The sequence below is a fragment of the Streptomyces sp. NPDC091292 genome, assembly GCF_044757265.1.
Lineage (GTDB): Bacteria > Actinomycetota > Actinomycetes > Streptomycetales > Streptomycetaceae > Streptomyces.
This window is the reverse complement of sequence record NZ_JBIVUQ010000028.1, coordinates 1-13,104: the sequence shown is the minus strand read 5'-3', so window position 1 is coordinate 13,104 and position 13,104 is coordinate 1. Positions and strand designations below refer to the sequence as shown.

The window sequence follows — 13,104 nt, the reverse complement described above, 5'->3', positions numbered from 1 at the left end:
TATCGTCCAGGAGGTGACGCCGGTGCTCGGATTTCGGGATCCAGTGGCTGACGCGATCGGCCTGCTCCGGCCCCGCACGGTGATCGGACCCAGTCTCCGGGCCGCAGGAGAGTGGGCCCTGCGCTTCGACACGTTCTTGCATGTGCGGATCGGTGGCCTCGTGCGCGGCACATGCTGGCTGAAGCTCGAAGGGCACGAGCCGGTGCTCCTGCGGGAGGGTGACACCTTCATGCTGGGCAACCCGCCGCCTTACGTGCTCGCCAGCACGCTCGACGCAAGCCCACGCCCTGCGGAGCCGGTGTTGGCGGGTGCCGAAGACGGGTTCGTACGGATCGGCCCGGAGTCCGAGGAGAGTCTCTACCTCTGCGTCGGGCACATCGCGTTCGACGACAGGAACGCGGCCCTCCTGACCGATCTTCTGCCGCCGCTCGTGGTCGTCCACGTGGACGATCCTCATGGCAAGCGGCTCGCGCAGTTGATCGATCTCCTGGCCACCGAAGTCGGGGTCGCCGCCGCGGGCGGCCCACTCGTGCAGAACCACCTCGCACAAATCCTGCTCGTGCACATGCTGCGTGCACACGCCGGTCAGACAGACCGGCCCACCGGCTGGCTGGGCGCTCTGAACGAGGACGGCATCGGTACCGCCCTGCGCGCCGTGCACGCGGACGTGGCCCACTCCTGGAGCCTGAAGGAACTCGCCGAGATCAGCCACATGTCGCGTTCCGCGTTCGCCCAGGCATTCAAGAGCCACGTCGGGGTCCCGCCGTTGGAGTACCTGATCCAATGGCGCATGAGCCTGGCGCGCGACGCCCTCGCCCGCGACACTCTGTCGATCTCCGAGCTGGCACGGGCCACGGGCTACCTGTCCGAGAGCGCGTTCAGCACCGCATTCCGCCGCGTGGTCGGCTCATCGCCCGCGCAATTCCGCAACCAGGCCCGGCAGTCAACGCACTTGGCCGCGAACGGAGGGTGAAGGAGGCGTCCTGCGCTCAACCGCGCCTCTCATGCCGGCGACGAAAACATCAGCACCCCACCTGCCGAGACCACTACCAGCGACGCGGACACGCATAGACGCAACTGTTGTATGAGTATGTCGATGAGGGGCAGCAACGCTTGTCGATGAGTTCCGGCAACGAGGTGAGCGATCGGTGCTGGCAATGTTGATGAGTTCCAGCAACACCGCGGGACCTTATGCCTTGCTGGTGGTCCTTGTGAGCGCGCCCTGTCATTCGGGTCGACGGACGGGCAGTCCAGCCCGAGCGCGCCAGTGGTCCGCGTCCCGAGGATCCGCCAGCCACCCGGTCAGACGCTCAGCGCTGGCCCGGAACGCATTGACCAGTGAGGTCTCGTCGTCGACAACAACTCTGACAGCGTCGATGTCATGAGTGGCGTGCTCGGAGTCGCACCAGCAGGCCACGTTGACCGCCGCATCGACAGCAAGTTGGCCTTTCTCCGTCCATACGACCTGGAGCAGGAACTCCAGCCGGTCAGTTCCGTCTGCATGTTCAATAACATCCACGCCAAGGATGACGGGTGACCCCGGCTCCGAGTCATGGAAGACCACGAGCTGCAGTGCCCATTCCCACTCGGTTCTGTTTGCGCTTGCCCGGTCCACGGCACTGGCCGCGGACTGCAGGGAATGCACGTCAGCGAGCGACAAGTCAGGAAAGAGCGTTGTCAAAGGGGCGTTGTCGAAGGTCCCTCGACGCATGGGCATGGGGCGATCATCTGTGCTTCCCGGCTCAGACCGCAAGGCGCTTCTTTTGTCAGGTGCCAGCTGGCTGCCCGGCCTTGCTGCGGGTGTGGGCGAGTCGGTAGGAGTCGGTACCGGTCTCGATGATCGTGCCGTTGTAGGTGAGCCGGTCGACGATTGCGGTGGAGAGTCGTGGATCGGTGAGGGTCTTGGTCCAGCCGCCGAAAGATCCGTTGGAGGCGATGGCGATGGCCTTGTTCTCCTCGCGCTCCGTCAACACCTGCAACATCAACTCGGCGCCGTGCCGGTCGAGTTCCATGTAGCCCAGCTCATCAACGCACAAAAGATCGACACGTCCGAAGCGGGCGATGGTCTTGGTCAACTGCTTCTCGTCCGCAGCCTCGACCAGCTCGTTCACGAGCTTGGTGGCCAGGTTGTACTTCACCCGGAAGCCGGCCATCGCCGCCTCGGTGCCCAACGCGATCAGGAGGTGCGACTTGCCGGTGCCGGAATCACCGATCAGGCAGAGAGGCTGCGCCTTCTTCACCCACTCGCATGTGGCGAGGGTGTGAATCACCGCGGGGCCGATGGTGGGGTTAGTGTCGAAGTCGAACTCCCTGATCGACTTCTGCCTCGGGAACGCGGCGGCTTTGATCCGGCGCTCGGAGCGGCGCCGTGCCCGGTCATCGCATTCGGCCAGCAGTAGCTCGGCGAGGAAGGTGAGGTAGGACATCTGCTCGCGAGATGCCTGCTCAGCCAGGTCGAGGAACTTCGTGCGGATGGTGGGCAGCCGCAGCATGCGGCAGGCGCCGACCACGGCAGTCTCGGACGCCTGCTCGCTCATCCGGTGACGGCTGGGAGTACTCATGGCATCGACTCCTTCTCGGCGGCGGGACGACGGTGTAGCAGCTGGTCGTAAGCGGCTGGTGAGGGCAGCGGACGAAGATCAGGCGGAAGGTGAGCGAGCCGGCGCTCGGTCAACAAGGCCACGGAAGACGGCTCTTCGGGCTGTCGTTCCGGAAAGGAGTCGTCATCGGATTCGGCGGCCTCGCGGGCCTCCAGGGCGACTGCATCTGCGGTCAATGCGCCCACCCGCAATGACGTGGCCAGGCCGGCCACCAAGTACTCGTGCGGGATACAACGGTGTAGCAACAGCACCTCGATCAGGGCCTTGGTGCCGTCCTTGTCCCCGCGCGCTTTGCATGCCGCGGCCCACCACGCGTCATGGATAGGGGTGAACCCGCCCGTTTGACGGGCCTGTTCGCGTGCGGTCGCTCCGGCCAGGGCGCCCGGCTTGCGCAGCAGGACCTCCAGATAGTGGTCGAGTTCGAGGCGCTCGCCAGCCTTGGCGACCAGCCGCTCATGCCGGCCGATCTCGGTGGCGCCGTCGTAGAGGGCCAGCTCGTTGGCGTGCAGATGGACACGGACCCGGCGTTCGATGTAGCGGGCCGGTACCGAGTAGAACCCGGTGCGGCCCAGATGCGACTGTGCCGGTCCACCCGGGTCTCGACGCCCTGTCCAGCGTCGAATACCTCGTTGGGCAGCGGTGCCAGCAGGGTCTTTTCGACGGCGAAGTACTCCCCGACTGTGCGCGGACGCATCCGGATGCGGCGGGCGTCGTCCTCCTCGTCCCACCGCTCGACCAACTGGTTCAGCTCGGCCAGCGAGCCAACCTCGGGCACCGGAACGAAGTGGTTGCGGCGGAAGCGGCCGATGTCGCCTTCCACCCCGCCCTTCTCGTGGGCGCCGACCAAGCCTGGCCGACAGTAGAAACCGTCGACGCGTAGTGCTCACGAAAGGCGACCCACCCGGCACTCTCCTTCCGCTCGCGGGCGAACCCGATCACCTTGGCGACCGCGAACTTCAAGTTGTCGTAGCGGACCTTGCCCCGGGGCACCCCGCCCAGCACGCTGAAGGCGCGGACGTGTCCTTCCAAGAACGCCTCCTGCCCGCTGGTGGCGAACACGCGGTGCACTGCCTTGACGGAGTAGGACAGGCGCAGGTTGAACAGACTGCAGACCAGGGTCTGCCCGGCCAGGCACACCGTGACGTCCCCGAAGTCGACCTCACCCTCCTGCCCAGGTCGGTGCGACTGCGACACGAACGCCTCCGCGCTGCCACGTCCGGCCTCCGCCCGGATCTCACCGCGGCGGACCGCGACATAGGCACGGACCATGCCGTAGGAGATGCCGTCCGTGATGCTCGTCGAGCAGCCGGTCGAAGACGCGCTTGGCTGTCTGCCGCTGCTTGCGCGGCGCGTCCAGATCCGCCCGAAGCATGTCGTCTACCACTTGAACGAATCAAGACGAGTCGGCCGGGGCGGGAGCTTCTTCCGCGGCTGCGGCCACGCGGACTCCGGATCCTTCTGCACCGTGGGGTGACCGACCCCGTACTTGCGTATCAGAGCGCGCTTGCCCAACCCGGCACGGTGATCACGGCCTATCGCGGCGTACAGATCGGTCCTCGACTTCAAAGTCATCAATGGCCCCCAGCAACATGGAGCACCCCCATGCTCCCACCGCAAGCCCGAGGGTGTTGCTGGAACTCATCAACACCGTTCCCCGCGGACTCCCGCTGTTGTCCGCACTGAACGACGAACGTTGCTCGAACACGTCCACATAACCCAGTTGTACATGTTGCCTGCTTGAACCCCTTCCAGGTGGCCGTGCAGGGTGGATCCACGACATGGACAGCACCGCCGGTCGAGCGCACCAAGCAGCTAGGCGACCTTGGTACGGTAACTGAGCGTCAGACGTTGGAGGGTTGGCTGAGCTGGCATCGGGAAACGTTGCTGGCCACGTGTGCCGGGCTTGAGTCGGCCCAATTGGAGCGGGCGACCGTAGAGCCGTCGGACCTCACCCTCCTTGGCTTGGTCCGGCACATGGCGGAGGTGGAGCGATGGTGGTTCCGGCGAAGCTTCGCCGGTGAGGCTATCGGTGATGTCTTCACCGGCCCGTCAGATGGCAATAAGTGACTCGACGGAGTTCACGCAGCCGATGCGGAGAGGGACTTCGGATTGTTCCAGGCCGAGGTCGAAGCGTGCGACGCGGCGGCGGCCGGGCACGGCGTCGACGAGACCTTCATGTCCTCTCGCGGAGTTTCCCTCAGTTTGCGCTGGGTCTACGTGTTGATGATCCAGGAGTACGCCCGCCACAACGGCCACGCCGACTTTCTGCGGGAGCGGACCGACGGGGCAACGGGTGACTGAGATCCGCCCTCAGACCGGATCGGCAGCAGGTGCCCGGGAAATGGGGTGAGTAGCAGAACGGGCACGGTCGCCGCGGGCTACCCGTTTGGCTGCCACCGCCGCCGTGTCCCCGACCGGACTGTGTTCGAGCATGTGGTGCTCGCCTTTGTTCACGGCTCAGGCTACGCACGGGTCTCCAGCCCCGGTTGCTCTGACCGGGCCATCCGTCGCCATGTCAAAGAGTGGGCTGAGCAGGGGATATCCGAAGTAGTGCATGTCCTCGCCCTGGAAGCGTACGACCGGATGATCGGCCTGGAACTGTCCGGGATATCCGTGGATGGTTGCATCACCACGGTCCCGTGCGGCGGCCAGAGCGCGGGCCGGTCCCCGGTGGATCGCGGGGAGCAGGGCCTGAGACGCTCGATAGCCACTGATGTTCGCGGCGTCCCGCTCGGCCTGGTCGCTGCGGCAAGCGTGGTGTCGGCGGGGGCTGACGGTTCGTGATCCGGTATGCCGAATGCGTGAGGTATGCGCAAGGAGGCGGGCTGACCGACGAGCGGCGTGCCTTCCGCGAGAAGCTGAGGATGGAGGCGGCCGAGCGGTTCGCCCGGGGGACGAGAACGCGGTCATCGCGCTCGACCTGCGGGTCAGTGTTCGGTCGTACAGCGCTGGCGCAAGACCTGGGCGTCTGCTCGGCGCCCTCAACTGCGGATGCCTGCTCGCACATCTTGCGCACCAGTTCCGCCTTCTTGTCGGCGGCACTCTGGCGGTCGAGGTTGCGGTGCGGACCGTGGTTCTGCCGTTCGGCACGCGACAGCTTCTTGTGCTGACCGCCGCCCATGCCCACGGGATTGTTGATGTCCTTGCTCACGGGTTCTCCCGGAATGATGTGAAGTGATCTACGGATTCATCGATGGGTGGGGGGGGACGGGCGCGGCGACGTCGAAGGACGTCAGCAGGGGCCCATCACGCTCTCACCTGGTCGGTGGTGACGCCGGTTCTGACCATCCCTATGGGGGAATCCATCCACTCCCGGGCGCGGGTGTATGCGTCGCGCTGCACCGATATCGCGCCGCCCATCCCGAAAGCGGGGTAGTAGCAGGTGCGGTAGCCGTTGAAGCCGTGGAACGTCGAGGGGCAGTTGTTGGAGTTGTTCATCGACCTGATCTGGCGCAGGGTCAGAATGAGGGTCCGACGACGGCGGCCATTGGCAGAGGAGCAGCGGTGGCACCGCCTTGACGAACAGCGCATCCGGGCTGACCACGGTCCGGCTGCCATTCGGGCCGGACCATTGCGGGCGAAGGGCAGGATCGGGCCATGGAGAGTGCGGCAACAGCGTTGGTGGTGCAGAACAGCGCGCGCGGAGGGCCCAGGCGGTGGGCTGACTGGCTGGCCGAGGGCGGGGTGGGGTTGGACGTGGTCCGGGGCGATATGGGCGATGCGTTGCCGAAGCGGCTGACGCATGACGCGCTGATCGTGCTGGGCGGAGGGTACCTGCCCGACGACGACAACCGGGCACCGTGGCTGGCAGCGGCTCGGGATTTGATGAGCCAGGCGTTGGAACAGAATGTACCGGTGTTCGGGATCTGCCTCGGGGGACAGATGCTCGCGCACGTGGCAGGCGGAAAGGTGGAAGCGGAGCACGGCAGGCCCGAGTTCGGGAGCACGGCACTGGCACTGCTGCCAGAGGCGGCAGAGGACCCGCTGTTCACAGGGCTACCCGAGCGGCCGACAGCGATTGAGAACCACGTGGACGCGATCGTCCGGCTGCCCGAAGGTGCCCAGTGGCTGGCCAGCAGCGAGCACTGTCCCTATCAGGCATTCCGGGTCGGGCAAGAGGCGTGGGGGGTGCAGTTTCACCCCGAGACGGGCCCGGACCGCATTCCCCAGTGGCCCGCCGGACGGCTGGAGCGCTACGAAGTGGATCCGAAGGAGTTGCACCGCCTCGCACTGCGGGACGACCCGGCCGCCGCCCGGGTGTGGCGAGAGGTGGCACTACGGTTCGCCGTACGCGTCCAAAACCACCGGCGGCGTGGATAGCGTCCCCGCTGTGAACTCCCAAGGCGTGAGTGCGCCGACGAGCGTACGTACGGCGTGCGAGCGCTCGGGCGCAGGCTTCCTGGCCGGCAACACTGGCGGCCGGATGGAAGGCGAGGCCGAGTTCGCCGAGAGCCTCGGGAAGCAGTTCGTGGACGAGGGTCGACTCCCAGGTATCGCCCCCGCTCCAGGGGGTTGTCAGGGCCGCAGGTGTACACGTGCTCGTCGATGCGGGAGCACTCCCCCTGCCATTCCAGTTCGTTGTCGGGGTCGGGCGGTGGCGTGGGTGCCACGACACTCAGGCCCTCGGGGACGGTGATGCGCAGACTCGTACCCGATATCCGGCCCGGTCCGGCGTTGCGCAGATGGAACATGGCCTCGGCGGTGCTGTCCGTCGTGCCCTCGATCGCGCCGGCGCGCACCAGAGGGCCGGCGGCATGCGAGGCGTGGATCCGGACCTCGACAAGGGCGAACTTGCCGACGAAGACGTCGGCCGGGGTGTTGACGGGACGCAACTTCAATTCGGGGCCCGTGCCCGGCCGCATGCCCGGGTCGGTGCCGGTGGCGCCCGGGTTCTCCTCGGCGTTTCCTGGCATGCCCTGGAGGCACGCTGTTCCGACACCTTGACGTGTTGTCGTCGCGGCCACCGCGCCTGTGCGCGCCGGGGAGGCTCTTCTTGTGAGCATCGCTGACTCCTCATGAGGGCGGTCGGGTACCAAACCATTGCTCATACGTATGAGCATCATTGACGAGGGTGACGGGGCCTCTGCTCCTACGTATGACCGGGGACCGTACGGACGTTGCGCGAGAGCGTCAAGAGTGCGACGGGAAGGTCGTCCTCAGGAAATCGGTCCCCCACCGGCTTCCAACGGGATTCCCCAGCACCGCACTTGCGCAATCTCGTAGCCAACGGCTTTGAGTGCATGAGGGTTTGGTGTCATCAGCCCACGTGATCCCGCGCCCCACGTTCCCGCAGTCGTCGCGTGGTCCTGTGCCGTCGAGGCTGCCGCGCAGCAACGGGCGGATCGTTCCGGTGTGCCGTTCCTGCCATGCGCACCGGCATTGACACCCCCGTACGGCCAGCCTAAGTTGAGCGCGCTTGCGGTGCGCAGCATCAACTGCCGCCCGCCTCCTCCGCATTGCGCGCCACGACGGGACCTCGCGCATACCTCCCTCGTCCCACTGACGTCCGATCATCCGATCCCGCACGTTCTCGTGGCCAAGCCACCCTCTGCCCAGGCCGGTTAACGCTGGGTGCTGGTGGCGCTGTGGAAAGGTCCCCGATGACCCTCCAGCGCACTCATGCGTGCGCACATCGCCGCTCAGCCGGACGTTGTTCCGGGCGCGCCTGCGGTATGTCCGAGCGCGGACGCGCCGGCTCTGCTCACCCATCCCGACGGTGCCTGTGGCCCCGACCGCCCCCGTTGCGCTGCGCGAAGGGCGGCAGCTCCGTCGCCCCTGCTCTTCCGCTCGGCATCCGCAGCCCGAAACAGGGCCCATCGGCCCCCGCGCCCCGCCCACGGCGCCGACTACACCCCGATCGCCCCATTGACGGCTTCCGAACGCCCAAGCATCCATCGGACAGTGAGGTACGCCATGAAGATTCGTTTGCTCGTAGCTGTAGGAGCGCTCGTCCTGAGCGCCGTTCCCGGTACGGCATCCGCTGTGAATGACCTTTCCTCCGCCAGAACGGCGGCAGGGGATCCCTTGGCCGCGCAACCGGTGCTGCTCAACCAAAGCGGCTTCGGACTCGGCGAGTCCAAGCGTTTCACCGCCCCACTGGCCGAGGACGGTGCGAAGTTCACCATCACCGACGTATCCGGCAGGATCCGGTACCGAGGCGACGTCACAGGCCACGTCGGGGATTTCACCGCGTTCGACCCGCGCGACACGGGTGACTTCGTCGTCACTGTCACCGCGGCGGCCGGCACCGGAACGTCGGTTCCCTTCGGAATCGGCGCGTATTGGACAGACCGCGTGTCCTACCAGCGCGCTCTCGAATTCATGGCGGGGAGTCGCTGCTACTTCGGTGACTACACGCGCAAGACGGTCGATCCCGTGAGCGACGAGTACGGCGCACGCGACTGCATGAAGGCAGTCGCCTGGCGCGATGCGGCGCAGTACTCAAGGGAGATCCAAACACTCATCGACATGTACTTGGCCAACCCCAGCGCATTCGACCGGATTCACGTGAAAGCCGACTACAAGGGTCTACCGGTGGTCCTGCCGGACGACACTCCGGACATCATGCGACTCATCTACTGGGGAGTGGAGTCGCTCCTCCAGGGGAAGGTCAATGATCCGCAGTTCAAGGAGCAGTTGGCCGCTTTCGTATACGCCTATCCACAGCTCGACAAGTACATTCCGGAATCGGTCTACCGGCGCGCAACCGATCACCTCTTCGCCTCCTGGGGTGATGCCGACCGTGATCGGTACTCCTGGCAGGCTTTCACACCCCACACCGGCAACCTGTTCCAGGTGTACACGCAGGTGGGGACCGGTAAGGGGGAGCTTGCACCGGGGCACTCGGTGTGGCCGAACCTGATGATGTACGAGGTGGCCAAGCGTGAAGGCCGTGAGGACGCCGACCGTTATCTGCTCGCGGCCAGGAACCAGGCCACCTGGTTGATCGACAACCTGGATCTCAAGGATCCGCGCGTCACCAAGGGGCAGCGGCAGAGTGAATCCGTTCTGATCACCGGCCTGGTGCAGTTCGCCGAAGCGTATCCGGACCATGCTCCCCGCGGTATCGAGAAGTTCGTCAAAGACTGGGCTCTTATCGCCGTCGACCGCTCCGACAATCTCTGGGACTTCCGCCGATACTCCGACGAGCGCTGGACCATTCCGGCCTTCAGCGGCGGCGGCGCCGACGACCCCAACGAGGTAGGAAACGTAGCCGGATTCCCGGCTTCCGCACTCGCCGCGGCGAAGCTGCTGGGTCACGATCCGCTGGCCGATCGACTCCGTGAGATCGCCACCGCGCACGTAGACAGCATCTTCGGCCGCAACCCCACCGGGCGGCACGCCTCGTACGACGCTCCCGGAGAGAAGATGGGATTTGAGGGCGTGGAGAACGGATGGTTCTCCAAATACTACGGCGGGGCGGGATTGCTGGAAGATGTTCCCGGTGTACTCGACGGGAGCCCGAAGAACGGGCACTATCCCTTCCATCCCGAGCAAGGCAACATCGGTCATACCGAGGGCTGGGTCGCCTTCAATTCCGCATGGAACGAAACACTGGCTTGGCGGGCGGCTGACCGGACAAGGCTCAAGGTCAGCACGGAGGACCGCGCCCCGGCGCGCGTAGTACGGGCGGATGCGAAGGTGCGCATCGATCTGGAAGCGCCCCTGAATCTGGACGCCGACGCCCTCGGTCAAGGCACTGTTGTCGTGCGCGTGGGCGACCGCGCCGCGCAAGATCTGACCGTCACGCAGACAGCGAAGAACTCGAAAAAGTTCAGCGCCACCCCCGACCTCGCCGCACTGGGCGCCAAACCCCACGACTCCGTCACCGTGACGTACGGACACGGCCCCTTCGCGGTGTCGTACTCCTTCAAGGTGGCCGGAACGCCACAGACTCCCACAGGCTGACGCTTTGTCGGCGGGCTCGGACCCCGAAGGGAAGGAGCCCGCCGAAAGGAGCCCGCCGAAAGCGGCGACGGAAAGGACGGTTCCCGCATGTACGGGGCCCGGATCGCGCCGTGGCTGATGCGGTTGTTGGTGCAGGACAGTGAGCCTTTTCCAACCTCACCTTGAGGGTGCGTAATGGAGAAGACTGCAGTACTTCCTCGCATATGGTTGCCCGACTGCGTCGTGACATTGGCGCGGTACCGGTGATGAGCTACGGCCTTCGGCGCTGCCGTCGGTGATCACTGCGGTACTGGTCGGGCTCACAGTGGTGACCCGAGGTCAGCGTGTGGGGCTGCTTGCCACCCGCAGGCGGGTAGGTGCAGGTGCGCACACGCAGTTGAGCGGTGCCGATTGGGCGTATGAACGCAAGATCCATCACGTCGCTCATGCGGTGGCGCCGCAGGTCCTCGCGGTGCCGGGAGGCCCGGCTCGCCATCAATTACGGATCCCCCAGGGAAGCCACCCCGGGCCGTGTCGGCGGCGCGTCGTCCTCGTAGGGTCGGAGGTATGAACCCGGATCAGGCTTCCGACAACGAACTCCTGCACGGCACATACGCCCGACTGCTGCCCGTCGACGCGTTAACCCCCGAGATCGTCGGCTCCCTGCGCTATGCGCGTCTGGTGGCCGATAGCCTCGTCTTCGCCTATGCCCTTGACCGGCCCACCGATGTACGGGTCCTCACCGACCCAGATGTGGAGCGCATCGGCCTGGAGAGGTTGGGGCGGGCGGCGTACGAGAATCTGATGCGGGTGCCCGTCACACACGAGGAGATCCCTGTCGAGGGGACGATCCTGCACTCCTTCTACGGCGACTCGCACTTCGTCGGCAGCCTGGCTCTCTTCCTGTCCGCGGCCGTCCTGCGGGTCACGGGCGAGTCGCTTCCGGAGGCCGGCGCCCTTGTCGTCATGCCCAGCCGACACAATCTGGTGTACCACCCGATCACCGACGGCATGGTGGTCGACGCCGTCAACCACCTCGCCAGTTATGCGCTGGGCGCCTTCGAGGACGGGCCGGGGGCCCTTTCCCCGCAGGTCTACTGGTGGCACCGCGGCTCCCTTACCTCGCTCACGGTCATCGACAAGGACACCCGAGCCTTCTCCATCCAACCGCCGCCGGCCCTACTCAGCCTGATGAAGGGTCTGGTCCGCCTCAGCCGCGACGGCCGACTTGTCACTCGTAGCGCCGCCGATGCGGCCACTTGCGATCCGGCCGAAATCACCCGCTCCGCGGCGGAGGCGCTAGCCGCTCTCGCCCAGAGGCCCGACACCGGGCTGAGAGACGCTTTCGTCTCTGCCCTCGCCCTCGCTCATGCCCGCTGCGCCACCGACCCCAGTGCGTCGCATGTCGAGACATGGGATGCCTGGGCCACCGCCGTACAGCTCGGCTCCGCCCTGTTCACCGGCGCTCAGCCGCAGGAGTGCCAACTGGGCGACGGCCTCGTATTCCGATTGCCGGCCACACCCGCCGTGCCGCCCGCAGACGCCCGCACCTGGCTCGACGCCCTCTATCTGGCGATCGTGTGCCGGCAGGAGGAGCGGATCCAGCGACTGTGCCGGGTGCCGCTGGAGACTCTGCGGCGGGACGACTCCGTCGACGCGTATGTGCTGCACTGGATCGACACGCTGCAGACGTACTTCTCCGAACACGGCTCCACGGACGAGGTCGTGGAGAAGTTGGTCGCCACGGTGAAGACGTCCGGGCCCGGTGAAGCGTCCCACGCGCCCATGGAATTCGTGAACGGGATCGACTACCAGCCGATCGCGCTCTTCCACCGGCTCCTCGCACGGGACCCCGAAACCTTCGCCAAGACGCTCGGCGAAGCCCTGCCGGAACACGCCGCTCACTGGGGCGAGTCGGCGGCGCCACGGGCCCGTGTGGCCCTGGGCCCGCTGGCCATGGCGAGCCTCGCCTTCGACTACGGATTCCCTATCGATCCGGCCCAACCGTACCTCCCCCTGTTCCTGCTCAACCGTGAACGGATCGAGGAGATCCCCAGCCCCTGACCCCACCCCCTCGACCCGGCCCGCGGGTGCCCAAGCGGCGGCCGCGGGCGCTGTACCGCGGCAGACGTTGCTCACGGCGGGCCGGGCAAGGAGACACGGCGGACGCCGCAGCCGGGGGCGAGCTGCAGCGACGGTGATTCCCGCCCGCGCTGGGGCGCGCGTACCGTCTGGCCAAGCCGGTGGCAGCGGCCATCGTCTCTGCGCCAGAATGCTGACATGCACGAACAGAAGCCACTGGAAGACTGAGCACGACGTCGCGGAGGAACGCCGACAGGCCGCGAAAGGCAAACGCCGCGCATTGCCGCTGACCGAAGGCCCACATCACGGTCGACACGGCGACCCCAACGCGCCACACCTGATACAGGAATGGAACGAAACCGAATGGGGGAGCTCCGTCGACGATCTCGCTGAGGCCAAGAAGCCGCACACCAGGTCTACGTTCATCGGATTCGCCTTCAGCTAAGGGTTGTCCCGTAACTGCTGGTCACAGTGAGATGATCTTGTGGTGGCTGGTGTGATCACGGCGTCGGAGCCGTCCTGGATAGCCCCGTTC

The 13,104-nt window shown here is 66.3% G+C and carries 8 protein-coding genes and 4 pseudogenes; 7 read left to right on the top strand and 5 right to left on the bottom strand.

All coding sequences use genetic code 11. The features are described from left to right. Window positions 1-13 precede the first annotated feature (13 nt). Entirely contained in the window at window positions 14-973 is a 960-nt protein-coding gene (locus ACIQNU_RS39480; RefSeq protein ID WP_401376211.1) for an AraC family transcriptional regulator, read from the top strand. A gap of 252 nt (window positions 974-1,225) precedes the next feature. Here ACIQNU_RS39480 and ACIQNU_RS39475 read toward each other — a convergent pair whose 3' ends face one another. From ACIQNU_RS39475 to istA, 3 genes and pseudogenes are all read right to left on the bottom strand, one after another. Then, the gene (locus ACIQNU_RS39475) at window positions 1,226-1,717 is read right to left on the bottom strand and encodes a hypothetical protein (protein WP_401376208.1); all 492 of its coding nucleotides are present in this window, start codon (window positions 1,715-1,717) and stop codon (window positions 1,226-1,228) included. Window positions 1,718-1,766: 49 nt separating this feature from the next. Then, window positions 1,767-2,561: an IS21-like element helper ATPase IstB gene (gene istB / locus ACIQNU_RS39470; protein WP_401376206.1), complete on the bottom strand. Its 795-nt coding sequence runs from the start codon at window positions 2,559-2,561 to the stop codon at window positions 1,767-1,769. Further along, window positions 2,558-4,166 (bottom strand): annotated as a pseudogene (gene istA, locus ACIQNU_RS39465) (IS21 family transposase). The gene istB and the pseudogene istA overlap by 4 nt, the downstream one beginning before the upstream one ends. A gap of 282 nt (window positions 4,167-4,448) precedes the next feature. Between istA and ACIQNU_RS39460 the strand changes: the two are divergent. Continuing rightward, window positions 4,449-4,901 (top strand): annotated as a pseudogene (locus ACIQNU_RS39460) (DinB family protein). Window positions 4,902-4,979: 78 nt separating this feature from the next. Further along, window positions 4,980-5,354: pseudogene (locus tag ACIQNU_RS39455) on the top strand (IS5/IS1182 family transposase); the annotation flags it as partial. Between the two features lie 211 nt (window positions 5,355-5,565). Here ACIQNU_RS39455 and ACIQNU_RS39450 read toward each other — a convergent pair. Further along, window positions 5,566-5,721: pseudogene (locus ACIQNU_RS39450) on the bottom strand (DUF6243 family protein); the annotation flags it as partial. A 125-nt stretch (window positions 5,722-5,846) separates the two neighbouring features. After that, on the bottom strand, window positions 5,847-6,038 hold the full coding sequence (locus tag ACIQNU_RS39445) for a hypothetical protein (protein WP_401376203.1): 192 nt from the start codon (window positions 6,036-6,038) through the stop codon (window positions 5,847-5,849). A 159-nt stretch (window positions 6,039-6,197) separates the two neighbouring features. Here ACIQNU_RS39445 and ACIQNU_RS39440 point away from each other — a divergent pair, with 159 nt between their 5' ends. From ACIQNU_RS39440 to ACIQNU_RS39425, 4 genes are all read left to right on the top strand, one after another. Beyond that, a complete protein-coding gene (locus tag ACIQNU_RS39440) occupies window positions 6,198-6,920 on the top strand; it encodes a type 1 glutamine amidotransferase (RefSeq protein ID WP_401376201.1) in 723 nt (240 codons plus the stop codon). A gap of 1,593 nt (window positions 6,921-8,513) precedes the next feature. Further along, entirely contained in the window at window positions 8,514-10,508 is a 1,995-nt protein-coding gene (locus ACIQNU_RS39435; protein ID WP_401376198.1) for a hypothetical protein, read from the top strand. Window positions 10,509-11,054: 546 nt separating this feature from the next. Next, complete coding sequence (locus ACIQNU_RS39430; protein ID WP_401376196.1) at window positions 11,055-12,551, top strand: immunity 49 family protein; 1,497 nt, start codon at window positions 11,055-11,057, stop codon at window positions 12,549-12,551. Window positions 12,552-12,759: 208 nt separating this feature from the next. Beyond that, window positions 12,760-13,014, top strand: a complete 255-nt coding sequence (locus ACIQNU_RS39425; protein ID WP_401376193.1) for a DUF6087 family protein — start codon at window positions 12,760-12,762, stop codon at window positions 13,012-13,014. The last annotated feature ends 90 nt before the right edge of the window (window positions 13,015-13,104 follow it).

Bases quoted from the DNA above. Each gene is read 5' to 3' on its own strand.
- ACIQNU_RS39475 (WP_401376208.1), bottom strand. From the start codon at position 1,717: ATGCCCATGCGTCGAGGGACCTTCGACAACGCCCCTTTGACAACGCTC.
- istB (WP_401376206.1), bottom strand. From the start codon at position 2,561: ATGAGTACTCCCAGCCGTCACCGGATGAGCGAGCAGGCGTCCGAGACT.
- ACIQNU_RS39445 (WP_401376203.1), bottom strand. From the start codon at position 6,038: ATGAACAACTCCAACAACTGCCCCTCGACGTTCCACGGCTTCAACGGC.
- ACIQNU_RS39440 (WP_401376201.1), top strand. From the start codon at position 6,198: ATGGAGAGTGCGGCAACAGCGTTGGTGGTGCAGAACAGCGCGCGCGGA.
- ACIQNU_RS39435 (WP_401376198.1), top strand. From the start codon at position 8,514: ATGAAGATTCGTTTGCTCGTAGCTGTAGGAGCGCTCGTCCTGAGCGCC.
- ACIQNU_RS39430 (WP_401376196.1), top strand. From the start codon at position 11,055: ATGAACCCGGATCAGGCTTCCGACAACGAACTCCTGCACGGCACATAC.
- ACIQNU_RS39425 (WP_401376193.1), top strand. From the start codon at position 12,760: ATGCTGACATGCACGAACAGAAGCCACTGGAAGACTGAGCACGACGTC.